We start from the raw sequence: 26745 nt of genomic DNA on the forward strand, positions 1-26745 counted from the left end.
GCGAATTCCTCTCCGACGCCTGCGAGGTGAGCTGTCGGGTTCGGACTGGAGATGTCCGGCCGCCTCAGTGCCGGTGAACAGCACATGTACGGCTTCACCCCGAGCTGTCCCGTTGTAAAGATCTCAACCGGAGATCCGGAACAGCGGCTTACCTGGTTCCCCCGCTCCTGCCGCGCGCGTGAATAGTCGGGTGCGGTTTCCGGTCGGCGGCAGGATTAGGCGGTCCGTCCGGATCGATCGCGAACGTAATCGAGCACGGCCGCACGGAACAAGTCATGAATTCCCCAATAGAATCTTGAAGATGACGGGCCGCCGGAATTCCGGTCACCCTGCGTCCATTCCGCACCCCCAACAGCCGCCCCAGCAAGGCAATTCACCATTCGCGATCAGCCACTCAACGTCACCGTATGATCTGGCTCACGGGGGCATGTCCGATCTCGCCTCTCGTTATGGCAAGTTGTCCACAACCGGCGTAATTCGGACACCATCAACGACGACCACACGGAGGAGCCCGGTGACCCAGCCGATACCCCAGAGTCCGCACGAGGAGCCGGCGCTGACCGGAGTGCGCAACTTCCGCGACGTGGGCGGGTTGCCGACCACGGACGGCCGGAGGGTCAAGTCGGGACGACTGTTCCGAAGCGGACATCTAGCGCATGCCACCGAAAGCGACGCGCAGTTCCTCGGGTCGCTCGGGCTGCACACCGTCTTCGACTTCCGCAACGGAGCCGACCACGCGCTGGAGGGTCCGGACGTGGAGCTGCCCGGGGTGCGCAACGTCGGCATTCCGCTTTCGGATCCGGCCGCCGGCGGGGAGTTCTGGAAGATGGTCCGCGAAGGGGAGCTGGCGCAGCTCCGCGAGCTCCTGGGCGAGGGCAGGGCCGCCGCGCGGATGTCCGGTTCGTACCGGCAGATGATCCGTGCCCGTACCGCCGAGCACAGCCGGGTGGTGCACGCGCTCGCCGAGGACAGCGTCCCGGCCCTCATGCACTGCGCCGCCGGGAAGGACCGGGCCGGCCTGTCGATCGCCGTCACCCTGCTCGCGCTGGGCGTGGAGCGGGAGGCGATCCTCGCGGACTACCTGGAGTCGAACGCCCCGCACAACCGCTACCGGGTCCGCCGGGGCAGCGACGCGCCCGAGGCCCGCGCCCCCGAGGTGATGGAGCTGCTCGCCCCGCTCTTCGACGCCCGCGCCCCGTATCTGACCACGGCCTTCGACACCATCGACGAGGAGTGGGGCGGTGTGGAGCGCTACCTGGCCGAGGGCCTCGGGCTCGCGCCCGAGACCCTCGGCAGGCTCCGCGACCGGCTGCTGGACTGACGCCCACGAGGTGGGCCGTCGCCCGCCGAGCCGCCGGCTCGCCGTACGGCCGCCGGCTCGCCGCCCGGCCGCGGCTCAGCGGTTGGCGACGGCCTGCTTCACCAGCGTCCGGCCGAAGTCCCACATCAGCGCGCCGCCGCCGTGGGCCTCGTCCATGACCGCCCGGAAGGCGCCGACGAACCGGTCGACGTCCGCCTCGTCCACGATCAGCGGCGGGATCAGTTTGATCACTTCCAGGTGATCCCCGGAGACCTGCGTGAGGATCCGGTGCTTCTGCAGCAGGGGCACCACGACCATCTGCGCGAACAGCCCCTTGCGCGCCGCCTGCAGCATGGTCCAGCGGCTCCGCAGGCCCAGCGAGGACGGCCGGCCGAACTCGATGCCGATCATCAGCCCGCGTCCCCGTACCTCGTGGAGGAGTTCGTACTCGTCCACGAGCGCGGCGAGCCGCCCGCGCAGCAGGTCGCCCATCGCGCGGGCCCGGGCCACCACCTGTTCGTCCTCCATGACGGAGAGGACGGCGAGCCCGGCCGCCATCGCCTGCGCGTTGGAGCCGAAGCTGGCGGAGTGGACGAGCACCCGGTCCATGGATGAGTAGACCTTCTTGAAGATCCAGTCCTTGCCCAGGGTCGCGCCGACCGGCACGTAGCCGCCGGAGAGGGCCTTGGCCACGCAGACCAGGTCCGGTTCGACTCCGGGCTCGTGCTGGTAGGCGTAGAAGTCGCCGGTCCGTCCGAGGCCGGTCTGCACCTCGTCCGCGATCAGCAGCGCCTCCCGCCGGTGCAGGAGCTCCTGCGCGGCGAGCAGGAAGCCGGGCGGCGCGGCGAGCACCCCCTTGCCCTGGATCGGCTCGACGACGAGGGCCGCCACGTCCCCCTTCTTCAGCTCCCGCTCCAGCGCGTCCAGGTCCCCGAGCGCGATCGCGGTGTCCGGCAGCAGCGGCGCGAACCCCTCGCGGAAGCCGGCCTCGCCGTTGACCGAGAGCGAGCCCGTGGTGAGCCCGTGGAAGGCGTGGTCGCAGTAGAGGACCCTGGGGCGCCCGGTGGCGTACCGGGCGAACTTCAGGGCGGTCTCCACCGCTTCCGTGCCGCTGTTGCCGAAGAAGACCCGGTCCAGGTGCGGACTGTGGGAGAGCAGCTTCTCGGCCAGCAGCCCGGGCAGCGGCTGGCAGTCGAAGCGGGTGAGGTCGGCGAGCTGGGCGTCCAGCACGTCGTGCAGGGCGCGCCGGACCACCGGGTGGTGGCGGCCCAGGCCCATCACTCCGAAGCCCGCCAGCATGTCGAGGTAGTCGTTGCCCTCGGCATCCCAGAAGTGGGCTCCCTCGGCGCGCACGTACACCTTGTCGAACCCGATGGTGTGCAGCATTCGGGGCAGCTGGTGGTTGAGGTGGCGGGCGTGCAGTTCGTACCGCTCGCCACCCCGCTCGGCCAGCAGGGCGCCGAGATCGAAGCCGGTCATGCCGACTTGTCCCTGCTCCCGCCCCCCACGGTCTCGCGGACGGCCCGCAGCGACTCCTTGAGCGAACCCATCGTGGCCAGGACGGCCGTGGGCTCGTACCCGCAGTGCGCCATGCAGTTCGCGCAGCGCGGGTCCTTCCCGCGGCCGTACTTGCTCCAGTCGGTCTCCTCGATCAGTTCCCGGTACGAGGGCACGTACCCGTCGCTCATCAGATAGCAGGGGCGCTGCCAGCCGAAGAGCGAGTAATTCGGAATGGCCCATGCGGTGCAGGGGAAATCGGCTTTGCCTTCCAGGAAGTCCAGGAAGAGCGGGGAGTGGTTGAGGCGCCAGCGCCGCCGGTTGCCTCCGGCGAAGGCCTTCTTGAAGAGTTCGCGGGTCTGTTCGACGCCGAGGAAGTGCTCCTGGTCGGGAGCCTTTTCGTAGGCGTAGGCCGGCGAGATCATCATCTCGTCCACCTGGAGATCGTCATTGAGGTAGTTGAGGACCTCGATGATGGTCTGCGGGGTGTCGGTGTTGAAGAAGGTGGAGTTGGTCGTCACCCGGAATCCGCGCTTCTTCGCCTCCTTGATGGCCTCGACCGCCTCGTCGAAGACGCCTTCCTTCGCGACCGATTCGTCGTGGCGCTCGCGCAGTCCGTCGATGTGCACGGCGAAGGCGAAGTACGGGGAGGGCGTGAACTTCTCGATCTTCTTGCGCAGCAGCATCGCGTTGGTGCAGAGGAAGACGTACTTCCGCTTGGCCACCAACTGGCGCACGATCTCGTCGATCTGCGGGTGCATCAAGGGCTCGCCGCCCGCGATGGACACCATCGGCGCGCCCGATTCCAGCACGGCGCCCACCGCCTGGGCCACGGGCATGCGCTGCTTGAGCACCCCGGCCGGGTGCTGGATCTTCCCGCACCCCTCGCAGGCCAGGTTGCAGGCGTAGAGCGGTTCCAGCTCGACGATCAGCGGGAACTTCTCACGCTTGCGGAGCTTCTGTTCGAGCAGGTACGTCCCGACCCTGATGGTCTGTCGCAGTGGCATGGCCATCTGGCTCACCTCCTGGGGAGCAGCAAAGAACGGTGCCATTCGTAAAACGCGGGCAGTACGGCACGCAGTACGCGAAAGGCTGATATTCCCCCGCGAACGGTGCCGATACGGACGAGCTCATGCTCCGGAGCGTCCACGATCACCCGGACGGCCGCAACCGGACGGTCCGCGGCCCCCGGGACGCTCCCGCCCCGGGTCGCGGTCCAGAGGGTGGCGGCCGATTCCATGTCGACCCCGATGGCGCCGTCGGCGCGCAGCTGGGCGCGCTCCTGGCCCCGGACGACGTGGTCGGATCCGGTCAGTGCACCGAGGTGTACGGTCCGGCCGGGTACGGCCCGGGCCAGCGCCTCGGCGAGCAGGGCGGTACCGGCGCAGGCGACCGTGCCGCGCGGGTCCCGGGTCTCCTCGGCGACGATCAGGTCGCCGGGGCTCATGCCGGGCAGCAGCCCGGCGCAGAAGCCGGTGGCGAGCACGGCGGCGCCGTGCAGCCGCGGCTCGGCCAGTTTGCGGCCGACGGCGCGCTCGGCCGCGCGCGGGCCCATCCCCGTGCGCAGCACCTCGTGGCGTCCGGGCGCGCCGCTCTCCCGGACCCCGCGGTACGAGGTGCTGCGCAGGGCGGTCCGCTCGATGCGCAGGGCGCAGGCGATCAGCAGCGGCGGGGCGGCCCCGGCGGGTCGGCCGGTCATCGGGCCTCCCCGGGGGACGGGGCCGCGTGCGGGAGGGCGGTGGGGTCCGCGTACCGTCCGCCCGGGCCGAACGGTTCTCCGTACAGGTAGCGGCCCAGCGCGGTGAGCGGGAAGACCTGGCGGTACAGGTGGTAGTTGATGGAGAAGTCCCAGGGGAATCCGGTACCGGTGAAGTACGGCTCGTCCCAGGTGCCGTCGGGGCGCTGGGTGGAGACGAGGTAGCCGATCCCCCGCCGCACGGACGGCGCGTCGCGCTCCCCCGCCGACAGCAGGGCCATCAGCGCCCACGCCGTCTGCGAGGCGGTCGAGGCACCCTTCCCCGCCCAGGACGGGTCCTGGTAGGAGCGCTGGTCCTCGCCCCATCCGCCGTCCTCGTTCTGTACGGATTCCAGCCAGGCCACGGCGCGCCGGATCGCGGGGTGCGAGGGGGCGTAGCCGGCGGCGGTCAGCGCCGGGACCACCGAGCCGGTGCCGTAGACGTAGTTGGTGCCCCAGCGGCCGAACCAGCCGCCGTTGGGGTCCTGTTCGGCGAGGAGCCACGCGATGCCGCGCCGGGTGCGCGCGTCGCCCGCCCGGCCCTCGACGGCGAGCATCTCCACGACGTGGGCGGTGACGTCGGCCGAGGGCGGGTCGATGACCTCGCCGAAGTCGCAGAAGGGCAGCTTGTTGGGGAAGGGGCTGGTGTTGTCGGCGTCGAAGGCGCCCCAGGCGCCGTTCTTCGACTGCATGCCGAGGTTCCAGGACACTCCCCTGGCGATGGCCCCCTCCATCCGCGCCCGGTCGGGGTGTTGGATGCGGCGCAGGGCCAGGACGACTTCGGCGGTGTCGTCGATGTCGGGGTAGTTGTCGTTGTGGAACTCGAACGCCCAGCCGCCCGGGGCCAGTTGGGGCCTGCGCACGGCCCAGTCCCCGCTGCGCACGATCTCCTCGCCGAGCATCCAGTCGGCGGCCTTGACCAGGGCGGGGTGGTCGGAGGGCAGTCCCGCGTCGGCCAGCGCGATCGCCGCCAGGCAGGTGTCCCACACCGGGGACTGGCAGGCCTCGATCATGCGGGCGCCGTCCGCGCGCCAGACGGCGAAGCGGTCCAGGGACTCCAGTCCGGCGCGCATCACGGGGTGGCGCAGGTCGTAGCCGAGCAGGTGCAGGGCGATGACGGAGTACACGGCCGGCGGCTGGATGCCGCCCCAGCAGCCGTCGTTCTCCTGCCGTTCCACGATCCAGCGCCCGGCGCTGGCCATGGCCGCCGCGCGCAGCCGGCGCGGGGCGAACCGGCGGTAGACGTGCAGGGCCTTGTCCATGCGCTGGAATGCGCCGTCCCAACTGGCCAGCGGGGCCAGCTTCTTGGCGGGGTACGGGGTCCGCGCGTCGGTGTGCAGCTCGTCCAGTGCGAAGGGGCCCGGGCGGACCGGGCGCAGGGCGGAGACCACGGTGAGGGGGACGATCGTCTGCCGGGCCCAGCAGCCGAAGTCGTAGATGTTCAGCGGCACCCAGGGCGGCAGGAACAACAGTTCGGGCGGGAGTTCGGGCAGGTGGTCCCAGCTCCACCAGCCGAACAGCGCCAGCCAGATGCGGGTGAACACGCGGGCGCCCGCCACTCCCCCGTTGGCCCGGATCCACGCCGAGGCGCGGGCCATGTGCGGGGCGTCGGGCGCGTCTCCGGCGAGGCGCAGGGCCACGTAGGCCTCGATGGTGGCGGAGAGGTCGCAGGGGCCCCCGTGAAAGGTGGCCCAGGTTCCGTCGTCCCGCTGCTCCCCGCGGATGAACAGGGCCGCGGCCCGGGTGGTGGCCTCGTCCCCGATCCCGAGGAACTGGCGCAGCAGCAGGTCCTCGGCGTCCATGGTGACGTTGGTCTCCAGGTCGCCCTTCCACCAGCCGGCCTCGTCCTGCCGCTCCAGCAGGTCCCGGACCGCCCGGTCGGCGGCCTCGCGGACCCCGCGCGGCCCGGCGGAGCCGGGATCCGGGCCTGGGTCCGGGCCGGCGCCGGGGGCCGGGCCCGGCGGTCCGCCGCCGGGCCCGGGGCCGGGCTCGTTCGGGTCGGCGCCGCAGGCATGGGCGCCGCCGTTGGTCGTCGCAGTCATGGCTTCCCCTTTGCGTGCAGTGTCCTCTGCTGTCATCCGCTGTACTGGGGGCCGCCGTCGGACGGTACTACCAACAGGCAATACGGTCCGGCGACTGACGATTCATATGCGCGTACGGGTGGCGATCACCTCTTGCGCACGACGACGAAGTCGGCGAGCGCCACGAGCTGGTCGCGCACGCGCTGGTCCATGTCCACGCCGTCGAGGGCCTTGATGGCGATCTCGTACTGGCGGCGCGCCTCGTCGGCGGTCCACCGGCGACCGCCGGCGGCCTCGATGAGCGCGGCGCGGGCCGCGAACTCCTCCTCGGAGAAGTTCTCGAAGTCGTTGCTCTTGGCATCGGCGGCGAGCAGCTCGGTGAGCTCCTCACTGGCCGGTCCGCCGGCGGCGAGGGCGGCGACGACCGGCAGCGACTTCTTGCGCTGACGCAGGTCGCTCCAGGTCTGCTTGCCGGTGGACTCCGGGTCGCCCCAGATGCCGAGGAGGTCGTCGACGGCCTGGAAGGCGAGGCCGAGGTGGTAGCCGTACTCCTCCAGCTTGTCGGCCGTACGGTCGTCCGCGCCGCCGAGCACGGCGCCGATGGAGACCGCGCAGGCGAGCAGGGCGCCGGTCTTGTTGCCCTCCATCTCCAGGCATTCCTCGACGCTGACGCTCTCGCGGTGCTCGTAGGAGATGTCCTGGGCCTGGCCGTCGATGAGCTTGCGGCTCGCGGTGGTCAGACGGCGCGCCGCACGGCCCGCCTCGACCGTGCCGAGTTCCAGCAGCACCTCGTTGGCCAGGGCGAACAGGGCGTCGCCGACCAGGATGGCGAGGGCGGGCCCGTGGACCTTCCACACCGTGTCGCGGTGGCGGCGCTGCTCGTCGCCGTCCATCAGGTCGTCGTGCAGCAGCGAGAAGTTGTGGACGAGTTCGACCGCGACGGCACCGGGGATGCCGACCTCGGCGGCGGCGCCGGCGGCTTCCGCCGAGAGCAGGGCGAGGGCGGGGCGCACGGCCTTGCCGCCGTCGCCGTCCGCGGGGTTGCCGTGGGCGTCGATCCAGCCGAAGTGGTAGGCGGCGACGGTGTCCATGGGCGCGGCGAGCCGGTCCACGGCGGCGCGGAGCACGGGCGTCGAGAGCGTACGGCCTCGTTCGAGGAGGGCGAGCGTGTCCGCCTTCTCCCCGCCGGCCGGGCCCGCACTGGCGTCCGTGTTCTCGACGGCCGGATTCCCCGGGTTCACTGGCTCTCCTCTGGTTCCTGTACGTACTGCGGTGCGTGGTGCTGTGGTGCCGACGGTGCCGGTGGTGGTCATACCGCCTCCTGCAAGGGGTGTTCGCGGTGGCGGCCCAGCGGCACGAGCGCGGCATGGGCCGCGCTCAGCCCGCTGCGGACGGCGCTCTCCATGGTCGCGGGCCAACCCGTCGCGGTCCACGCACCGGCGAGGAAGAGCCCCGGCGTGTCGGTCCGGGCTCCGGGCCGGAGCCGTCCGACGCCGGGGCTGGGGGCGAAGGTCGCGGTGCGCTCCCGGGTGACGAAGAAGTCGCGCACCTTGGCTCCGCGCGCGGCGGGCAGCAGCCGTTCCAGCTCGGGCAGGTACTTCGCGCGCAGGACCGAGACGGGCTCGTCGATGTCCTCGTGCGCGACCGACTGGGACAGCGCCAGGTACTGGCCGCCGTCGGGGAGGCCCGAGGAGTCGGTTCGGTCGAAGACCCACTGGACCGGGGAGCCGAGGGCCGCGAAGAAGGGCTGCTTGAGAACCTTGCGGTCGTACACGACGTGCACGTTGAGGATCGGCGCGGTGCCGATGTCGAGCAGCTTGTCGGGGTCGGCGAGCGCCCCGGCGGGCAGCAGCCCGTGCGCCTCGCGCTGCGGGACGGCGAGGACGACGGTGCCGGCGTCGAACGAGTCGCCCTCGGTGGCCACCCGCCAACCACCCTCCGGGGTACGGGAGATGTCCGTGACCCGGGTGCGCAGTTCGGTGCGCACCCCGGCGGCGTCCAGGGCCTTGCGGGCGAGGGTGTCGTGCAGGTCGCCGAGCGGTACCCGGGCCCAGCCGATGTCGGCCGCGCCGTTCTCGGAGAGCAGGCCGGTCTTGAACACCATGGCGGCCAGCCCCAGCGAGGACTGCCCGGCGGTGGCGTTGAGCGTGGCGATGCCGACGAGGTCCCACAGCGCCTCGATGGTGCGCGGGGACTGGCCGTACCGGCCGAGCCAGGTCGCGAAGTCCACGCCGTCGAGCGCCGGGTCGGCGGGGTCGAGGCGGCGCAGCGCGAGGGCGGCGCGCCCGACGGACGCCCGCTCGGCGAGCGAGAGGTGCGGGTAGCGGGCCAGCGAGGCCGCCAGGTGCAGCGGCACGGGCAGGGCGCTGCGGCGCAGCCGGCCGAGCCGGGGGCCGCCGGGGTGGGCGACGTCGAGGACGGGTACGTCGAGCCGGTCCTGCAGCGGTGCCAGGGCGGCGCCGTCGACGCGGTCGAGAAACCACCGGTAGGCGGTACAGCAGCGCAGGTAGACGTGCTGGCCGTTGTCGACGGTCAGTTCCCCGCGCTTGAAGGAGAACGCCAGGCCGCCGAGGCGGGGCCGGCCCTCCAGCAGGGTCACCCGCAGGCCGGCGTCGGCGAGTTCCAGCGCGGTGGTGACACCGGCGAGCCCCCCGCCGACGACCACGGCCCGGTCCGCGCTCATACGTCCTCCTCCGTCATTCCCACGGACGCCGCCGGGCGCCGCGGGGTTGCTCCCGTCCGCCCCGCCGCCGCGGCTCGCCGGCCCGCCGTCATCAGAGCCGCCTCCTGGTGCTCTGGCGCGCGATGGTCCGCGCGTCCAGGCCGGAGAGGCCGCGGACCGCCACGTACGCCTTCTCGTGCGGCGGCAGCGAGACCCGGCCGCGGAGCACGGCCTCCGGCTCGCGCTCGATGCGGTCGAGCAGGCGCCGGTAGATGCCGGCCATGGCCGCGACGCAGGCGCCGCTGCGCCGGTCGAGCAGGGGCAGCAGCCGGTAGCCCTCCACGAACAGGGCGCGGGCGCGCCGTACTTCGTGGTGGACGAGCCCGGCGAAGTCGGCTCCGCTGGGCATCCGCGCGCTGTTGAAGCCGTCGGAGCAGCCGAACTTGGCGAGGTCCTCGGCGGGCAGGTAGGTCCGTCCGGTGCCCGCGTCCTCACGAACGTCCCTGAGGATGTTGGTGAGTTGCAGGGCGAGACCGAGTGTGTTGGCGTATTCGCCGGCCCGTGCGGCGTCGTGCCCGGCCGCACCGGTGTGCCCGCCGGCGGGCGCGGTGCCGAACACGCCGAGCGAGAGCCGGCCGATGGCTCCTGCCACGCAGCGGCAGTAGACCTTGAGGTCGTCCCAGGTCTCGTACGTCTCCCCGCGGACGTCCATGAGGACGCCGTCGATGAGTTCGTCGAGCCCTTCGAGCGGGATCGGGAAACGGCGCGAGGCGTGTGCGAGGGCGACCGCGACCGGGTCGGTGTCGTCCTCTTCGACCTCCTCGGCGCGGATCCGGCCCAGCAGGGTGCGGGTCTCCTCCAGCCGGGCCAGTTTGACCTCGTGCGGCAGCGTGCCGTCGCCGATGTCGTCGACCCGCCGGGAGAAGGCGTACAGCGCGGACATCGCCTGCCGCTTGTCGGCGGGCAGCAGACGGATGCCGTAGGCGAAGTTGCGCGCCTGCGAGCCGGTCACGGCCTCGCAGTAGCTGTAGGCAGCCGCGATCGGTGAAGACATCGCAGCCGGTGCGGACATCGCCGCCGGCACGGACGGGGCGCCCGGTGCGGACGCGTGTGTGGGGCCCTCCACGATCGGGCTCACCCCTTTCTCGGCGCTGTGCGCAGGACGGCGGCCACCTCGCGGAGCAGGACGCTCTTGGTGGCCTTGGGCGGGCCGGGGAGGACGTCGAAGCCGGCGGCGGTGACGGCTCGCAGGGCGGCGCGTCCCCCTCCCACGAAGCCCGCGAGCAGCAGCCGGAGCCTTCCGTGGACGCTGCCCACGAGCGGCGTGCCTTCGTCGAGGAGCTCCCGCGCCCGTTCGGTTTCGAAGGCGACGAGGGCGCGTACGGACGCACCCGCGGACGGGGCCTTCAGGTCGGTCTCGGTCACGTGGAAGCGGCGCAGGTCCTCGCCCGGGAGGTAGATCCGGTCCCGGGCGAGGTCCTCGGCGACGTCCTGGAGGTGTTCGGCGATCTGCAGGGCGGTGCAGACGGCGTCGGAGCGGCGGATCCGCTCGGGGGTGCTGGTGCCGGTGAGGTCCAGCACGAGCCGCCCCACCGGGTTGGCGGAGAGCTCGCAGTAGCCGACGAGGTCGTCGTACGTGGCGTAGCGCGCGACCCGCTGGTCCTGGCGGTTGGCTTCGATGAGCCCCAGAAACGATTCGGGAGTGAGGCCGTGGGCGCGCACGACGGGCTGCAGGGCCAGCACGAGGGGGTGGCGCGGGGGCCCGTCGGTGCCGCCGAAGACGCGCTTCAGGTCGGCTTCGAGGGCGTCGAGCATGGCGAGCCGGTCGTCCGTGGCGGCGGGGTCGAGCCCGAGCAGCACGGCGTCCTGGCCACCCGGGGCGAGGTCGCCGTCGCCGATGTCGTCGACGAGGCGGGCGTACCCGTAGACCGCCATCAGGCCCTCGCGCCAGGCGCGGGGCAGGAAGGCGGGGGCGACGGGGAAGTTCTCGGAGCGCGCCTTGCCTAGGGTGGCGGCGCCGGGGTGCGCGGGGAGGGAGCCGGAGGTGTCGGAAGGCCCGTGCGGCCGGGGGCTGGTGCCGTGCCCCGGGCTCACCGCCCGCCGCCCGCGGCGGGGACGGCCGTCGTGCCTGGGGGCCGGAGAATTCCCGTAGCCATTGCCGTCACATCTCCCGTTCTACACTGCCGACCCAAAGCATCCTATTTCGGACACGCCGCCGCACTTTCCCCAGGGCGTACCGGGCTATTCACCTATGGGGGGAATCGCCCCTTCTTGCCCACGATTGAGGCCCGGCCCAGCTTACGCTGTACAACGCCGCCGAACCTCGACGGGTATTCGCTCCACCACACAATGTCGCCCGCACGCCACTCGCGTGAAAAGGCGCGGCCCCGCGCGCCGGGCACGCGTACGGCACACGTCACGCGTACGACACCCGCACGGCACTCGTATGGCACCCGCACGGCACCCGTATGGCACCCGCACGGCACGCGCACGCATGCGACGGCCCCCGCCGCCGGACGCGGTGGGGGCCGTCGGTGGAAAACCGTCAGCTGGTCGCCTTCTCGTAGGCCGCGACGACTTCCTCGGTGGGACCGTCCATCAGGAGTTCGCCCCGCTCCAGCCACAGCACCCGGTCGCAGGTGTCGCGGATGGACTTGTTGTTGTGACTCACGAGGAAAACGGTTCCGGCGGTCTTGCGCAGTTCCCGGATGCGCTCCTCGGAACGCACCTGGAACTTCCGGTCACCGGTGGCCAGCGCCTCGTCGATCATCAGCACGTCGTGGTCCTTGGACGCGGCGATGGAGAAACGCAGGCGGGCGGCCATGCCGGAGGAGTAGGTCCGCATCGGCAGGGAGATGAAGTCCCCCTTTTCGTTGATGCCCGAGAAGTCGACGATGTCCTGGTAGCGCTCCCGGATCTGCGCGCGGGTCATCCCCATCGCGAGACCGCCGAGGACCACGTTGCGCTCACCGGTGAGGTCGTTCATCAGCGCCGCGTTGACACCCAGCAGCGAGGGCTGGCCGTCGGTGTAGACCTTGCCCGACTCGCAGGGCAGCAGACCCGCGATGGCCCGGAGCAGGGTGGACTTGCCCGAGCCGTTGGAGCCGATGACACCGATGGCCTCGCCGCGGTACGCCGTGAAGGAGACCCCGCGCACGGCGTGGACCCGGCGGACACCCGGTGCGTCGCCGCGCCGGCGGACTATCTTGCTGAGCGCCGCCGTGGCGCTGCCCTTGCCGGCGCTGCCGGTGTTGACCCGGTAGACGATGTGGACCTCGTCGGCGATGACGGTGGGGACGTGCCCCTGGTTGTTCTCAGCCACGGCCGTAACGCTCCTCAGCCTTCCAGAAGTACACGAATCCGCCGACGCCGAGCAGGAGGGCCCAGCCGACCGCGAAGGCCCAGACGTGCGGCGGCAGGTGGCTCCCGCCGTACCCGTCGATGAGGGCGAAGCGGATCAGGTCCATGTAGATCGCGGCCGGGTTCCACTGCAGCATGTCCGCGATCCACGGGGGCTTGCCCGCGAGCATCGTGTCGATCGAGAACATGACGCCGGAGGCGTACATCCACGTGCGGGTGACGAACGGCATGAGCTGCGCGAGGTCGGGGGTCTTGGACCCCATCCGGGCGAAAACCAGGGCGAGACCGGTGTTGAAGACGAACTGGAGGATCAGTGCCGGGATCACGAGCAGCCAGGACAGCGACGGGTAGTTGCCGAATCCGATCGTGACCACGAACACGACGACCATCGAGAACAGGAGCTGCTGGAGCTGCTGCAGCGAGAAGGAGATCGGCAGCGAGGCGCGCGGGAAGTGCAGGGCCCGGACCAGCCCGATGTTGCCCGGGATCGCCCTGACACCCGCCATCAGCGAGGTCTGCGTGAAGGTGAAGACGAAGACGCCGATCACCAGGAAGGGGATGTAGTCGTGCTTGTCGATGCCCCGCCCGGCGTTCAGGATCAGCCCGAAGATCAGGTAGTAGACCAGCGCGTTCAGCAGGGGGGTCGCCACCTGCCAGATCTGGCCGAGCTTCGCCTGGCTGTACTGGGCCAGCAGCTTGGCGCGGGAGAACGCGATGATGAAGTGGCGGCGCTCCCAGAGCTGGCGCACGTACTCGACCAGGCTCGGTCGGCGTCCGCTGACGGACAGGCCGTACTTCCTGGCGAGCTCCGCGGAGCTCAGCCCGGCGTCTTCGGACGGCCGCCTGCTCGTGGCAAGGGTTCCGTCCTGGGTTGTGTCACTCACAAGATGAAACTTTCCGTCTTCATGATGCGGCAGAAGGTGGCATCGGGCCTGAGTCGATCGGTTCGTGATCGCGCCATGGTCTCAGACCCGGACGTTTCAGATGACAGGCGGTCGGCCCAGCCGGGTCAGCCGCCAGACCGTACGCCATCTCATGGGGCGCCGGGGACCGCAGGAGGTCGTCCAGCCCTCCTTGAAGCCGCCGAACCAGGCCTTGAGCGCGGGCCCCGAGGGCTTGCGCAGGAGCGTCAGCAGGAGCCAGACGCCCACGTAGACCGGGACCAGCGGGGCGGGCAGGTTGCGGCGGGCGAGCCACACCCGGTTGCGAGCCACCATACGGTGGTAGACCGCGTGCCGGGACGGGGCCGTGGCGGGGTGCAGGAGCACCATGTCCGCGCGGTAGTCGATCAGCCACCCGGCGTCGAGCGCCCGCCAGGCCAGATCGGTCTCCTCGTGCGCGTAGAAGAACTGCCCGGGGAGGTCTCCGACCTGTTCGAACACCTTCGTGCGGACGGCGTTGGCGCCGCCCAGGAAGGTGGTGACGCGCGAGGAGCGCATCGGGTCGGAGGCCCGCAGCCGGGGGACGTGCCGCCGCTGCGTCTCGCCGCTCTGCGGATCGGCGATCCGGAAGCTGACGATGCCCAGCTCGGGGTCCTCGGTGAAGGCCTGGCGGCACAGCTCGGCGGTGTCGGTGCGCTCCAGCAGTCCGTCGTCGTCCAGGAAGAGCAGGACGTCCACGTCGAAGGTGTCCGAGCCGTTGGCTCCCGCACCGCGGAAGGCCTCGATGCCGACGTTGCGCCCGCCCGGGATGCCCAGGTTCTCGGGCAGCTCGACGGTGCGCACGCCGGCCGCCGGGTCCGCCAGGCCGGGGAGCCGTACGCCCTGGCCCACGACGACCACCTCGACCGGGGCCCCGTCCTGCCGGGCCACGGAGTCGAGGAGCGCCTTGAGCTCGTCCGGGCGGTTGCCCATCGTGATGATGACGGCGCCCAGCCGCAGCGGCGCGCTCACTTGAGCCTGCTGGAGGCCAGGACCGACACCAGGTGCAGCACCGTCTGGAGCAGCGCGATGCCGGCGAGCACCGCGACGCCGAGGCGGGAGAAGTACAGGTCGCCGCGGACCTGGTCCAGGATCGCCAGCACCAGGATGAGCAGCGAGGCCTCGATGCCGAGGACCAGGCGGTGGAACTTGAGCGCGGCGGCGGCCCGGCGGGCGAGCGCCATGCCGGAGGAGCGCGGCGTGGCCGCCGCGTCCTGGACCACGGGCTTGCCGGCCTGGTGGCGGGCGACGCCGACCAGGTCGGTCTCGGCCTTGATGAGGATCGCGCCGAGCGCCGCGAGGGTGCCCAGGAAGGCCCACAGCCAGTCGATGCGCCCGGTGCCCCACAGGTCGGAGGCGCGCAGGCCGAAGCCGACGAGCACCGCCGCGTCGCACAGGTAGGCGCCGACCCGGTCCAGGTAGACCCCGGACAGCGAGAACTGCTTCTTCCAGCGGGCGACCTCGCCGTCGACACAGTCGAGCAGCAGGTACATCTGCACCGCGACCACGCCGAGGACGGCGCCCCAGACGCCCGGCACCAGCAGGGCCGGGGCGGCGAGGACTCCGGCGAGGGTCATCACGTAGGTCAGCTGGTTCGGCGTGACCTTGGTGGTGACCAGGAGGCGGGTGATGCGCAGGGAGATCTCGCGCATGTAGAGGCGCCCGCCCCAGTGCTCGCCGCTGACCCGGTCCTTGACGCCCGCCGGGTGAACGACGGGCCGGAGTTCAGCTACGGATGGTCTTGGCATAGTCGGCGTAAGCGTCCCTGATCTCGGCGGCGGACAGGTTGAGGTGCTCCAGGATCGTGAACCGTCCCGGGCGGGTCTGCGGGGCGTACTCGACTGCCGCGACGAACTCGTCCACGCTGAACCCGATCTCCTCGGGCAGCACGGGCAGGCCGTGACCGCGCAGCACCTGGGCGAAGAGCACGGACTGCTCCGTGGCCCCCCGCAGGTGCATGGCGAAGGCGGCACCGATGCCGACCTGCTCGCCGTGGAGCGCGGAGCGTCCCGGGTAGAGCAGGTCGAAGGCGTGGCTGATCTCGTGGCAGGCGCCGGACGCCGGGCGGGTGTCCCCGCTGATCGACATGGCGATGCCGGTGAGGACCAGCGCCTCGGAGAGGACCGTGAGGAACTCGTCGTCGCCGCAGCCGCCGGGGTGGCGCAGTACGGACTCTCCGGCGGTACGGGCCATGGCCGCGGCCAGGCCGTCCACCGGCTCGCCCGTGATCTTGTGCGAAAGCTCCCAGTCGGCGATCGCCGAGATGTTGGAGAGGCAGTCGCCGATGCCTGAGCGGACGAACCGCACCGGCGCCTCGCGGATCACGTCGAGGTCGATCACCATGGCGATCGGCGTCGGGACCCCGTAGGAGCCCCGGCCGTTGTCGTTGTCCAGGGTGGCGACCGGCGAGCAGATGCCGTCGTGCGCCAGGTTGGTGGCGACGGCCACCATGGGCAGGCCGACCCGCGCCGCGGCGTACTTCGCCACGTCGAGGATCTTGCCGCCGCCCAGGCCCACGACCGCGTCGTAGCGGTTGCCCTTTATGTCGTCGGCGAGCTTGACCGCGGAGTCGATGGTGCCGTCGATGACGGGGTACCAGTCGGCGTGCGGCAGCACGGGCTCCAGCTTGGCGCGCAGCACCGCGCCGGAGCCGCCGCTGATGGCGATCGCGAGCTTGCCGGACGACGAGATCCGCTGGTCGGCCAGGAGGCCGGCCAGGTCGTCCATCGCGCCGCGGCTGATGTCGACGACGAGGGGCGAGGGGATGAGCCTCGTCAGTACTGGCATGCGATCGTCCGGCCCTTGGCGAGGTCGTCGTGGTTGTCGATCTCGACCCACTTGACGTCACCGATGGGGGCCACGTCGATGGTGAAACCGTCGTTGACGAGCTGCTGGTAGCCGTCCTCGTAGTAGAGGTCGGGGTCGCGCTCGAAGGTGGTCTTCAGCGCCTCGGCCAGCGCCTCGGCGGCCTCCGGCTCGATGAGGGTGACGCCGATGTACTCGCCGGTCGCGGTGGCCGGGTCCATCAGCTTGGTGATCCGCTGAACGCCCTTCTCGCCGTCGGTGATGACCTTCATCTCCTCGTCGGCCAGGCTCTTGACCGTGTCGAGGGCGAGGATGATCTTCTGGCCCCGGCCGCGGGCGGCGAGCAGGGTCTTCTCGACGGAGACGGGGTGGACGGTGTCACCGTTGGCGAGGATCACACCCTGCTTCAGGACGTCACGGGCGCACCACAGGGAGTAGGCGTTGTTCCACTCCTCGGCCTTGTCGTTGTCGATCAGCGTGATCTTGACGCCGTACTTGGCCTCCAGCGCCTCGCGGCGCTCGTACACGGCTTCCTTGCGGTAGCCGACGACGATGGCGACCTCGGTCAGGCCGACCTCGGCGAAGTTGCCGAGCGTCAGGTCGAGGACCGTGATGCTCTCCTCGGCCCCTTCGGGTCCGACGGGCACGAGGGCCTTGGGCAGGGTGTCGGTGTAGGGACGCAGGCGGCGTCCGGCTCCGGCAGCGAGGACGAGGCCGATCATGCTGGTTCTCCTTCGTCATGTACGGCGGGTGCCCCGGAGGAAACCCAGAAGCGGATGCTCTCCACGAGCACCACGAGTGCCACGAACACGGCGAGGGCCGTGAGCGCGACGGGGAAGTCGACGGCGCGCGATGCCAGGACGGAGGCCAGGACCGTGATCAAGAGGATCCGGCCTTCGTGCCCGCCGATCGTCCGCACCAGCCAGTGCGGGGGCGCGCCGGTGCCACCGCGGATGCGGTAGACCGTGTCGTAGTGATGGTAGGCGACCGCCGCGACCAGTCCGAATGCCGCGGGAAGGGCCCCGGGGACGTCCGCCTTGGCGGCGAGGATCAGGACGGTGGTGTATTCGGCGGCCCGGAAGACGGGCGGCACGAGCCAGTCGAGGGCTCCCTTGAGGGGCGCCATGACCGCCGAACCCGCCACGAGGACGTACATGCCGGCCGCGGCGACGCTCTTCCAGCTGCCGAAGGGCTGCTGCCAGATCGCGAGGACGGCGGCGGCCGCCACCGCGAGGCCGAGGAGGCCGAGCGACCTGGCGTGCAGTCGCGTCAGCACCCGGGCGGCGAGCTCGGCCAGCGGGCCCGAGTCGGCCAGGTCCGCCAGGGCCTGGGCGGCCCGGTCGGTACGGGTCGCCTTGCGGGTCAGCGAGCGCAGGACCCGGCCGGCCGTGGTGTAGAGCGCGCCGAAGGCGCAGCCGACGAGCAGGGCGTAGAAGACGATCCGCGGGGTGGTGAAGGCGATGAGGACCGCGATCATGGCCCAGCGCTCGCCGATCGGCAGGATGATCATGCGCCGGACCCAGACCGTCCAGCCCACGCTGTCGAGCTTGTCCGACAGGGCCGCGGTGGGGCTCGTATTCGCCGTGGCGTCGTGGTTGGCCTCGTTGAACGAGAAGTCCACCACGTGCCGGCAGGTCATCAGGATCATGGCGCCGAGCGCCAGGGCCCAGACGTCGTCGCCGTTGCGGGCCGCGCCGAGCGCGAGGCCCGCGTAGAAGGAGTACTCCTTCGCGCGGTCGAAGGTGGCGTCGAGCCAGGCGCCCATCGTCGAGTACTGGAGCGAGTAGCGGGCGAGCTGCCCGTCCGTGCAGTCCAGGACGAAGGAGAGCAGCAGCAGCACGCCGGAGGCCACGTAGCCCCAGCGGTCGCCGGTGGCGGCGCAGCCGGCCGCGATCAGTGCGGTGATCAGCGAGGCGGTGGTGACCTGGTTGGGGGTCAGGCCGCGGCGCGCGCACCAGCGGGCGATGTAGCGCGAGTACGGGCTGATGAAGAAGGTGGTGAAGAACCCGTCGCGGGACTTCACGGCGGTGCGCAGCCGGACGGCCTCGTCGTCCACGGCCGCCACGGCGGCGGCGGCCGCCCGGCGCTCGGCGGTGGTGGCGGGCACGGCGGCTACGAGGGTGCCCAGCTCGGGGCGGTGCACGGGGGTGCCCTCGGACTCGACGGCGGCGGCGAGCCGGTCGGGGTACGGGCCCTGGCCCGCGGGGGCGGACGCGTCGAGCGCGGCGGCCCGGTCCAGGGCCGCGCGGGCGCCGGGCTGGACGGCGAGGGCCCCGGTGACGGCGCAGGCGTCGAACCGCGGGTCGGTCAGCGCGAGGCGCAAGGCGTGCACGTGTCCGACGAACTCCGCGTCCACCACGGCCACCCGCTGCTCGGCGGGTACGCGCGCCAGGGCGGCGGCGGTGTCCGCCGGGGTGGCCGCGGGGCGGACCTCGAAACCGAGTGAGCGCAGCTCGTCGGCGAGCGCTGATCCGGGCACCGGCAGGCCGGTAAGGATGACGGTCGGCAGACGAACTCACTCCTTGCACGCACACGGGTAACGGTCGCCGGGTGGGCCGGCGGCACGTCGGCAGAGGCTATCGGATGAACGGAAGCAGGGGTTCACCGCCTGTTTACGCTCCGATAAGCCGAAAATCATGGGCCTGTCGGTCCTGTGCCGATCATCATTGACGATCGGTGGGAGCGATCACAAACCCGCCTGCGCACCGCCGCTGTTAGGGTGGTCGCAGACGCGTGCGATTTCAGCAAGAGCGTCCCAATCGCCCGAATGTCACATGAGACATGAGACATGACGAAAGAAAGAGGTGGGGTTGATGACCGTCGCAGGCGTCGCCGCCCAGCGCAGCGCACTCCGGTACATCCCCCTCTCCTTCCGGGCGTCCGGCCGGGCCTGATCACACCGATCACCCGCGTCGGCCGGAGCCCCCTTTCAAGGGTTCACGTTGACCGACCACACCGGTAACACGAGCAACTCCCACACCAACGACTTCACCGCCGACTTCGGCACCCGGGGCGACCTCTTCTTCGAGGCGTTCCTGGAGCTGCACCGCGGCCTGCCCCGGCAGTCCCCCGGTTCCGAGGCGACCACCCGCCACCTGCTGTCCCTGTGCGGACCGCTGCCCGAGCGGCCGCGCGCCCTGGACCTGGGCTGCGGTCCCGGCCCCAGCGCCCTGCTGCTCGCCGCCGAGGCGGGCGGCCTCGGGGCCGACGTCACCGCCGTCGACCTCCAAGGCGGCTTCCTCGACGAGCTCCGCGCGGCCGCCGCGGCCCGCGGGCTCACCGATCGCGTCCGCGCCGTGCAGGCGGACATCGGCGACCTCGCCGACCGTCCGGACGGTTCCTTCGATCTCGTCTGGGCCGAGGGCTCGGCCTACAACATCGGCTTCGCCACCGCGCTCGCGCGGTGGAAGCGGCTGCTCGCCCCCGGCGGCACCCTGGTGCTGAGCGAGTGCGAATGGACCGTCGACGAACCCTCCGCCGGGGTCCGCGCCTTCTGGGACCCGCACTACGCGCTGCGCTCCACCGCCCGCAACCTGGCCGCGATCCAGGCCGCGGGCTACCAGGTGCTCGCGGTGCACCGGCAGCCCGATTCCGACTGGGCCGCCTACTACGGTCCGCTCGGCGAGCGGGCCGCCGCGGCTCCGGCACCCTCGGGTCACGAAGCCGCGGCCGCGCTGGGCTTCGTACGCGAGGAGATCGACGTACGGCAGCGGTACGGGCACGAGTACGGGTACACCGCCTACGTCCTGCGGCCGGTGACGGCCGGGGACGGCGGCGCCTGGCCCGTCCGTCCCGAGGCGGACGGGGACGCGGCCGCCGTGCACGCGGTGCACGCAGCGGCCTTCGGGACCCCGGCCGAAGCCGACCTCGTGGACGCGCTGCGCGCGGACGGCTCCTGGCTGCCCGGTCTGTCCTACGTGGCCGAGGGCCCGGACGGGTCGGTCGCGGCGCACGCCCTGCTGACCCGGTGCGAGGTGGACGGGGCGCCGGCGCTCGCGCTCGCCCCGGTGGCCGCCGCTCCCGCGCTCCAGCGCTCGGGCGCCGGCAGCGCGGTCGTACGGGCCCTGCTCGCGGCGGCCGCCGAGCGCGGGGAGCACCTCGTGCTCGTTCTCGGGCACCCCGAGTACTACACCCGCTTCGGGTTCGTGCCGGCTTCGCGCTTCGGCATCCGGGCGCCCTTCGAGGTGCCCGACGAGGCGATGATGGCGCTGGTGCTCGGCGATTCGGTGCCGGTTCCCGCGGGCACGATCAAGTACCCGGCTCCGTTCGGGGTTTGATGCCGGGGCCGGCCCGCGGCCGGACGAACTGACGGATCCGCACGCTCCGCCCCTCGCCGCATATCACGCGGCGGGGGGCGGACATGCGCAGATCACCGAAGTGGGGGCAATCCCCATTTGTACGGCAGACTGAAAGCCGAAGTCCGAAGCGAAGGATGGGTATGCCGACCACACCAGCCACCGCCGCGAACAGCGCGACCACCGGCACCGGCGCTCAAGAACCGATCATGCTCGAACTGGTCGACGAGTCCGGCAACACCATCGGTACGGCGGAGAAGCTCTCCGCCCACCAGGCCCCCGGTCAGCTGCACCGGGCGTTCTCGGTGTTCCTCTTCGACGAGCAGGGCCGGATGCTGCTCCAGCAGCGCGCCCTCGGGAAGTACCACTCCCCCGGCGTGTGGTCGAACACGTGTTGCGGTCACCCCTACCCCGGGGAGTCGCCGTTCGCGGCGGCGGCCCGGCGGACCCACGAGGAGCTGGGGCTGTCGCCCTCGCTGCTCGCGGAGGCGGGAACGGTCCGCTACAACCACCCGGACCCGGCGTCGGGGCTGGTGGAGCAGGAGTACAACCACCTGTTCGTGGGACTCGCGCAGCGATCGGTGCGGCCGGATCCGGAGGAGATCGCGGACACCGCCTTCGTGACCGCGGAGGAACTCGCGAAGCGGCACGCCGAGGTCCCGTTCTCGGCCTGGTTCATGACCGTGCTGGACGCGGCCCGGCCCGCGATCCGCGAGCTGACGGGCGACGCGGCGGGCTGGTAGCCGGCCGTCGGGCCGGTGGCCGTCGCCGGCGGTCGTCGCCGGTGGTCGTCGCCGGTGGCCTTCGGGCCCGGCCCGGCTCAGACCGCCGAGGTCGGGGTGGCCGCGGGAGTCGCGAGGGCCGTGGTGAGCGGCAGCGCCGCCCAGATCACCTTGCCGCCCGTGGAGGTGTGCTCCACGTCGCAGACCCCGCCGGCCTCCAGCGTGATCTCCCGGACCAGGAGGAGGCCCCGGCCGCCGGTCTGGCCGAAATCCGCCTCCAGCGCCTTGGGCCGGTACGGGTGGTTGTCCTCGACGGCCACCCGTACCCACTCCCGGCCGATGGCCACCTCCACCGCGACCTCCGGGGAGAGCACGGCCGCGTGGCGGACCGAGTTCGTCACCAGTTCGGAGACGATCAGCAGCAGGGAGTAGACCAGGTCTCCGTCGGCCGGCACCTCCTGGCGGCCGAGCAGGTCACGGACCGCCCGGCGGGCCTGCGGAACGGATTCTTCTACCGCGGGTGCCGTGAATCGCCACACTCCCTCGTACGAAAGGGGGGCGGCCGCGACCTCCGGCTCGTCCCCCTTGACTGGCGGGACGCTCCCGCTCACATCCATCTCCCGGCCCCCGTCTTCACGCTCGATCGTCTGCACACGTAAAGAGTGGGGACCGGACCGCTCCGGGCCGGACCACTGACCAGAAGTCAGCAGCATTCGGACACTTTCTGACCGCTGGCGTATGACAGAGTCAGTTGTTCGACCGTTCCTGATCTTCTGGCGGGTTCGTCTCGGCCGCCTGGCGCGTCTCCGGCGCGGCCACTCCCGCCCCCGCCGGCGTCAGCGGAACCTCGTCGTCCCTGACCAAGCCCAGGATGCGGCGCGCTCCCATGCCCACGGCGATCAGACTCAGGCCATCGAACAGCAGCGCGAGGGAGAAGAACGCTCCGATCACGTACAGGCTGCTGCCGGGCCAGTTCGCGAGGATCAGCAGGCCCAGCAGGATGCCGAAGGCACCCTGGACCAGCGTCAGCCCGAGGTGCGCGCCGCGCACCACCACGGCGCCGGCCAGCCGGAACACCCCGCCGACGAGGAAGAGCAGCGCCGCGAACATGGTGAGCGCCTCCGCGCTCGCCTCCGGGCGGCGCAGGATCACGAAACCGGCCGCGATGTTGATCGCGGCGACGATGACGGCCAGCCAGAAGTAGTTGCTCTTGCGCGACTGGATCGCCTGGAACAGGCCCACCGCGCCGCCGAACAGCAGCAGCCAGCCGAAGAGGAACATCGTGGTCAGGGTGGCGACACCGGTGTAGACGAGGCCCACCAGGCCGGCCACCACCAGGAGCGCCCCGAGCAGGGCCATCCACGCGAAACTGCGACTGACCTTCTTCTTGTCGGCCTTCATGTCCTGTGGACCCGTACGGTCCCCACGCTCGCCACGGTCTGCGCCCATGGACGCGCCACCTTTCCGCTGCCCCCGACGGACCTTCGGACCCCGCGACTGCCTGCCGGTCCACCGAGCTGCCGGCGACCGGTCTCTTGATCATAGGTTTGACCGTCCGGGATAGCATCCGGCGCATGGACGCCGCCCTGCTCTCCTCCGTCGCCGACGGGGTCGCCACCGTCGTGATCTCGCACCCCGCCAAGCGCAACGCCATGACGGCCGCGATGTGGCGCGGGCTGCCGGAGCTGCTGGCCGGGCTCGCGGCGGATCCGGCCGTACGGGTACTGGTCCTGACGGGGGCCGGCGAGACCTTCTGCGCGGGGGCCGACATCTCCTCCCTGACCGGGGACGAGGACCCGCAGGCCCTGGCCGTGGCGGCGGAAGAGGCGCTCGCCGCCTTCCCCAAGCCCACGCTGGCCGCGATCCGCGGGTTCTGCGTGGGCGGGGGCAGCCAGCTGGCCGCGGCCTGCGATCTGCGCTTCGCGGAGGAGGGCGCCTCCTTCGGGGTGACTCCGGCGAAGCTGGGCATCGTCTACCCGGCCTCGTCCACCCGGCGGCTCGCCTCGCTGGTGGGCCCGTCGGCCGCCAAGTACCTTCTCTTCTCAGCCGAGTTGATCGACGCGGAACGGGCGCTGCGCACCGGACTGCTGGACGAGCTGCTTCCGGCGGGTCAACTGTCGAAGCGCGTCACGGAGTTCACCCGGATCCTGACCACGCGCAGTCAGCTCACGCAGAGTTCGGCGAAGGAGTTCGCGGACGGCCGCACGGACCGGGACGCCCACTGGGCGGCGCAGGCCGCGGCCAGCGGGGACATCGCGGAGGGGGTCGCCGCGTTCCTGGAACGGCGCGCGCCCGCCTTCAGCTGGACTCCTCCTTCGGAGTGACCGGAGCCGCCTTCGGAGTGACCGGAGCCTTCGCGAGGGCCGGGGCCGTAGGAGTGACCGAGCGGAGCATCGCGACGATCTCTGCGGGTGCCTTGTCGGGAGAGCCCGCGTCGTAGGGCGGCTGCGGGTCGTACTCGGTCATCAGCTGCACGGCCTGCGCGTACGTGTCCCCCGCGATGCGGCCGAGGAGCGCCAGCCCCATGTCGATCCCCGCGGACACCCCGGCGGCCGTCACGTACTTCCCGTCGAAGACCACCCGCTCCGAGACGGGCTCCGCCCCGAACGGGGGCAACCGGTCCAGGTACAGCCAGTGGCCGGTGGCCCGGCGCCCGTCGAGCAGGCCGGCGGCGGCGAGCAGCGTCGAGCCGCTGCAGACGGAGGTGGTCCACGTGCTGGTGGCGTCGACGGTCCGCAGCCAGTCGAGGACCACGGGGTTCCCCATCTCCCGGTCCGTGACCTGCCCGCCGGGCACCAGGACGATGTCCGGCCGCGTCACCTCGTCGAGCCCCTTGTCCGCGACGAGGGCGAGCGAGCCCTGGTCGGTCCGTACGGGCCCGGGACGCTCGGCCACGAACACGGTCTCGGCGCCCTGGAGCCGGCCCAGGGTGTCGAAGGGCCCGATGGCGTCGAGGGCGGTGAACCCGTCGAAAAGCAGTACGGCGATCTGCATGGCTCCTCCGGAGCGGTTGGTTGCCGGTTGCCGGCTGTCAGTGGGTGGTGCCGAAGCGGCGGCGGTATTCGGACGGGGGCTGGCCCAGGGTCTTCACGAAGGCGCGGCGCAGCGCTTCCGGGTTCCCGTAGCCGCAGGACCTGGAGATCTGGGCGATGCCCTCGCCGCCCTCCTCCAGGAGCCGGCGCGCGTGCTCGACCCGGACCCGCTCCACGTACCGCCCCGGCGTGACCCCGGTCTCGGCCTGGAAGGCCCGCGCGAAGTGCCGGGGCGACAGCGCCGCCCGCGCGGCGAGCGCCTCCACGCTCAGGTCCTCCCCCGGGTGCTCGGTGATCCAGTGCTGGACGTCGCGCAGCGGCTCCCGCCGCGCCGTCTGGGCCGCGAGCTGCGCGCTGAACTGGGCCTGGTTGCCGGGCCTGCGCAGGAACACCACCAGGTGCCGGGCGACGGACATCGCCAGCTCCCGCCCGTGGTCCTCCTCCACCAGGGCCAGCGCGAGGTCGATGCCCGCCGTGACCCCGGCCGAGGTGGCCACCGGCCCGTCGCGGACGTAGATCGGGTCGGGTTCCACGGTGACGGCCGGGTAGTCCCGGGCCATCCGCTCGCACACGTACCAGTGCGTCGTCGCGCGCCGTCCGTCCAGCAGCCCGGCCTCGGCGAGCAGCAGTCCGCCGGTGCAGACCGATACCAGCCGCTCCGCGGCCCCGCCGTGCGCGCGGAGCCAGTCCGTGATCTCCGGCGCGAAGTCCCCCGTGTACCGGCCGCCGGGCACCAGCAGCGTGGTCCCGGCGCCCGGACGCTCGCCCTCCAGGTCCCCGTCAGGGACGATCCGCAGCCCGCTGCTCGTACGGACCGGGGCGCCGCCCGGTGAGACGGTGCGCAGCGCGTACCGTGCCGGTCCCGGGTGGTGGTCGGCGCCGGAGAACACCTCCAGCGGCCCCGTGACGTCCAGGCTCTGCACGCCGTCGTAGAGGACGACGAGCACGTTTCGCAGCGACATGACCTCATCGTGTGGCACCCCTCCGATGGCCGCAATGACGCACACCCCACCTATCCGGCCATGCCGGCACCGGTGCGATCCTGTCCTGGCACCGCCGCCACCCGTGGGCCCGCCCGTCCCGCCCACTCCCCCTCGTCCCGGAGCCCGTCCTGTACCCCGTCGCCGCCGCGTGTCTGTCCGTCGCCCTCCTCCTCGGGGTGCTCGCCTTCGCCGTCCTGCGGCCGCGCGGGCTGCCGGAGGCCGCGGCCGCCGTGCCCGCCGCGGGGCTGCTCGTCGTACTGGGCGTCGTACCGCCCGCCGACGCGTGGGCGCAGACGCGTGAGCTGCTGCCCGTGGTCGGGTTCCTCGCGGTGATCCTGGCGCTGGCCCGGCTCTGCGCCGACGAGGGGCTGTTCAAGGCCGCCGGCGCCGCGGTGGCCCGGCGGGCGGCGGGGCGGGGGCCGGTGGCGCTGCTCGGCGGGGTGTTCGCGGTCGCCTCGGTGGTCACCGCGGCTCTGAGCCTGGACGCGACCGTGGTGTTGCTGACCCCGGTGGTGCTGGCCACCGCCTCCCGGCTGGGGGCCCGGCCGCGCCCGCACGTCTACGCCACCGCGCACCTGGCGAACTCCGCCTCGCTGCTCCTGCCGGTCTCCAACCTCACCAATCTGCTCGCCTTCGCCGCGAGCGGGCTGTCCTTCACCCGGTTCGCGGGGCTCATGGCCCTGCCCTGGCTGGCGGCGATCGGCGTGGAGTACGCCGTGTTCCGGCGCTTCTTCCGCGGCGACCTGGCGGCCGCCCCGGAGCACGTACCGCAGTCCGTGGATCCCGCGCCACTGCCCCGGTTCGCGGCCGGGGTCCTCGCGCTGACCCTGGTCGGCTTCGCGCTCGCCTCCTTCGCGGGGGCGAGCCCCGCCTGGGCGGCGCTCGCGGGCACGCTCGTCCTGGCCGTACGGGCCCTGCGGCGCCGGGAGACCACGCCCCCGCGGATCCTGGGCTCCACGGCGCCGGCCTTCTGCCTGTTCGTACTGGCCCTCGGAGTGGTCGTACGGGCGGTCGTGGACCACGGGCTCGGGGACGGGCTGGAATGGGTGACCCCGGCCGGGGATTCCCTGCCGGCGCTGCTCGGGGTGGCGGCGGTGGCCGCCGTACTGGCCAACCTGATCAACAACCTGCCCGCGGTCCTGGCCCTGCTCCCGGTGGCGGCGGTGGGCGGCGCGGGTCCGGTGCTGGCGGTGCTGATCGGGGTGAACATCGGGCCGAACCTCACCTACGCGGGGTCCCTGGCCACCCTGCTGTGGCGGCGGATCCTGCACGCGGACGGGTACGAGGGCGTCCGGCTCGGGGACTTCACCCGGCTCGGGCTGCTGACCACCGTGCCGGCCCTCGCCGCCGCGGTGACGGCCCTGTGGGCGGGCCTCCGGCTCCTCGGCACGTGATCCGCCGGCCGGCCGCGGC

At 72.0% G+C, this 26745-nt stretch carries 24 protein-coding genes and 1 riboswitch; of the genes, 5 read left to right on the forward strand and 19 right to left on the reverse strand.

The genetic code is table 11. The features are described from left to right. Position 1 precedes the first annotated feature (1 nt). Positions 2 to 199: riboswitch (cyclic di-AMP (ydaO/yuaA leader) on the reverse strand. Positions 200 to 514: 315 nt separating this feature from the next. Beyond that, positions 515 to 1321, forward strand: coding sequence for a tyrosine-protein phosphatase (locus OG730_RS06220; RefSeq protein ID WP_327303245.1), 807 nt, complete (start codon positions 515 to 517; stop codon positions 1319 to 1321). Between the two features lie 75 nt (positions 1322 to 1396). On the opposite strand, the gene OG730_RS06225 is transcribed toward OG730_RS06220, so the two are convergent. The 15 genes from OG730_RS06225 to OG730_RS06295 form a co-directional block, all read right to left on the reverse strand. Continuing rightward, positions 1397 to 2779 (reverse strand): aspartate aminotransferase family protein, encoded by a 1383-nt coding sequence (locus tag OG730_RS06225; protein ID WP_327303246.1) that lies wholly within the window; start codon positions 2777 to 2779, stop codon positions 1397 to 1399. Then, a complete protein-coding gene (hpnH, locus tag OG730_RS06230) occupies positions 2776 to 3810 on the reverse strand; it encodes an adenosyl-hopene transferase HpnH (protein ID WP_266903114.1) in 1035 nt (344 codons plus the stop codon). The genes OG730_RS06225 and hpnH overlap by 4 nt, the downstream gene beginning before the upstream one ends. A 5-nt stretch (positions 3811 to 3815) precedes the next feature. After that, positions 3816 to 4496, reverse strand: a complete 681-nt coding sequence (locus tag OG730_RS06235; RefSeq protein WP_327303247.1) for a phosphorylase family protein — start codon at positions 4494 to 4496, stop codon at positions 3816 to 3818. Beyond that, positions 4493 to 6574, reverse strand: a complete 2082-nt coding sequence (gene shc, locus OG730_RS06240) for a squalene--hopene cyclase (RefSeq protein ID WP_327303248.1) — start codon at positions 6572 to 6574, stop codon at positions 4493 to 4495. The genes OG730_RS06235 and shc overlap by 4 nt, the downstream gene beginning before the upstream one ends. Positions 6575 to 6699: 125 nt before the next feature. Further along, positions 6700 to 7794 (reverse strand): polyprenyl synthetase family protein, encoded by a 1095-nt coding sequence (locus OG730_RS06245; protein ID WP_442814836.1) that lies wholly within the window; start codon positions 7792 to 7794, stop codon positions 6700 to 6702. Positions 7795 to 7862: 68 nt separating this feature from the next. Then, on the reverse strand, positions 7863 to 9236 hold the full coding sequence (gene hpnE / locus OG730_RS06250) for a hydroxysqualene dehydroxylase HpnE (RefSeq protein WP_327303250.1): 1374 nt from the start codon (positions 9234 to 9236) through the stop codon (positions 7863 to 7865). Between the two features lie 91 nt (positions 9237 to 9327). Next, positions 9328 to 10269 (reverse strand): presqualene diphosphate synthase HpnD, encoded by a 942-nt coding sequence (hpnD, locus tag OG730_RS06255; protein WP_327303251.1) that lies wholly within the window; start codon positions 10267 to 10269, stop codon positions 9328 to 9330. A gap of 80 nt (positions 10270 to 10349) precedes the next feature. Next, on the reverse strand, positions 10350 to 11309 hold the full coding sequence (gene hpnC, locus OG730_RS06260) for a squalene synthase HpnC (protein ID WP_327303252.1): 960 nt from the start codon (positions 11307 to 11309) through the stop codon (positions 10350 to 10352). 451 nt (positions 11310 to 11760) lie between these two features. Further along, complete coding sequence (locus tag OG730_RS06265; RefSeq protein ID WP_327303253.1) at positions 11761 to 12537, reverse strand: ABC transporter ATP-binding protein; 777 nt, start codon at positions 12535 to 12537, stop codon at positions 11761 to 11763. Then, the gene (locus tag OG730_RS06270) at positions 12530 to 13459 is read right to left on the reverse strand and encodes an ABC transporter permease (RefSeq protein WP_327303254.1); all 930 of its coding nucleotides are present in this window, start codon (positions 13457 to 13459) and stop codon (positions 12530 to 12532) included. The genes OG730_RS06265 and OG730_RS06270 overlap by 8 nt, the downstream gene beginning before the upstream one ends. 96 nt (positions 13460 to 13555) lie before the next feature. Further along, entirely contained in the window at positions 13556 to 14467 is a 912-nt protein-coding gene (locus OG730_RS06275; protein ID WP_327303255.1) for a glycosyltransferase family 2 protein, read from the reverse strand. Beyond that, positions 14464 to 15243: a CDP-alcohol phosphatidyltransferase family protein gene (locus tag OG730_RS06280; RefSeq protein WP_327303256.1), complete on the reverse strand. Its 780-nt coding sequence runs from the start codon at positions 15241 to 15243 to the stop codon at positions 14464 to 14466. Before OG730_RS06280 ends, OG730_RS06275 begins: the two co-directional genes overlap by 4 nt. Continuing rightward, positions 15221 to 16282 (reverse strand): iron-containing alcohol dehydrogenase family protein, encoded by a 1062-nt coding sequence (locus OG730_RS06285; protein ID WP_327303257.1) that lies wholly within the window; start codon positions 16280 to 16282, stop codon positions 15221 to 15223. The genes OG730_RS06280 and OG730_RS06285 overlap by 23 nt, the downstream gene beginning before the upstream one ends. Further along, positions 16270 to 17022 (reverse strand): phosphocholine cytidylyltransferase family protein, encoded by a 753-nt coding sequence (locus OG730_RS06290; RefSeq protein ID WP_327303258.1) that lies wholly within the window; start codon positions 17020 to 17022, stop codon positions 16270 to 16272. Before OG730_RS06290 ends, OG730_RS06285 begins: the two co-directional genes overlap by 13 nt. Continuing rightward, a complete protein-coding gene (locus OG730_RS06295) occupies positions 17019 to 18809 on the reverse strand; it encodes a DUF5941 domain-containing protein (RefSeq protein ID WP_327309164.1) in 1791 nt (596 codons plus the stop codon). The genes OG730_RS06290 and OG730_RS06295 overlap by 4 nt, the downstream gene beginning before the upstream one ends. A gap of 526 nt (positions 18810 to 19335) precedes the next feature. Here OG730_RS06295 and OG730_RS06300 point away from each other — a divergent pair. Next, positions 19336 to 20577 (forward strand): GNAT family N-acetyltransferase, encoded by a 1242-nt coding sequence (locus tag OG730_RS06300; RefSeq protein ID WP_327309165.1) that lies wholly within the window; start codon positions 19336 to 19338, stop codon positions 20575 to 20577. Positions 20578 to 20738: 161 nt separating this feature from the next. Next, positions 20739 to 21338, forward strand: coding sequence for an isopentenyl-diphosphate Delta-isomerase (gene idi / locus OG730_RS06305; RefSeq protein WP_250740854.1), 600 nt, complete (start codon positions 20739 to 20741; stop codon positions 21336 to 21338). 77 nt (positions 21339 to 21415) lie between these two features. Here idi and OG730_RS06310 read toward each other — a convergent pair whose 3' ends face one another. Both OG730_RS06310 and OG730_RS06315 read right to left on the reverse strand, forming a co-directional pair. Then, on the reverse strand, positions 21416 to 21970 hold the full coding sequence (locus OG730_RS06310) for an ATP-binding protein (RefSeq protein ID WP_389433077.1): 555 nt from the start codon (positions 21968 to 21970) through the stop codon (positions 21416 to 21418). Between the two features lie 94 nt (positions 21971 to 22064). Further along, on the reverse strand, positions 22065 to 22718 hold the full coding sequence (locus tag OG730_RS06315; protein WP_327309167.1) for an HdeD family acid-resistance protein: 654 nt from the start codon (positions 22716 to 22718) through the stop codon (positions 22065 to 22067). A 173-nt stretch (positions 22719 to 22891) separates the two neighbouring features. On the opposite strand from OG730_RS06315, the gene OG730_RS06320 reads away from it, so the two are divergent. After that, positions 22892 to 23641, forward strand: a complete 750-nt coding sequence (locus OG730_RS06320; RefSeq protein ID WP_327303259.1) for an enoyl-CoA hydratase/isomerase family protein — start codon at positions 22892 to 22894, stop codon at positions 23639 to 23641. Here OG730_RS06320 and OG730_RS06325 read toward each other — a convergent pair. Beyond that, the gene (locus OG730_RS06325) at positions 23616 to 24311 is read right to left on the reverse strand and encodes a DJ-1/PfpI family protein (protein WP_327303260.1); all 696 of its coding nucleotides are present in this window, start codon (positions 24309 to 24311) and stop codon (positions 23616 to 23618) included. The two genes, OG730_RS06320 and OG730_RS06325, sit on opposite strands and share 26 nt — an antisense overlap. Positions 24312 to 24348: 37 nt before the next feature. Further along, the gene (locus OG730_RS06330) at positions 24349 to 25311 is read right to left on the reverse strand and encodes a GlxA family transcriptional regulator (protein WP_327303261.1); all 963 of its coding nucleotides are present in this window, start codon (positions 25309 to 25311) and stop codon (positions 24349 to 24351) included. 173 nt (positions 25312 to 25484) lie between these two features. Between OG730_RS06330 and OG730_RS06335 the strand changes: the two genes are divergently transcribed. Then, positions 25485 to 26726: an ArsB/NhaD family transporter gene (locus OG730_RS06335; RefSeq protein WP_442815176.1), complete on the forward strand. Its 1242-nt coding sequence runs from the start codon at positions 25485 to 25487 to the stop codon at positions 26724 to 26726. Positions 26727 to 26745 lie beyond the last annotated feature (19 nt).

This window comes from Streptomyces sp. NBC_01298 (assembly GCF_035978755.1).
Taxonomy (GTDB): Bacteria; Actinomycetota; Actinomycetes; order Streptomycetales; family Streptomycetaceae; genus Streptomyces.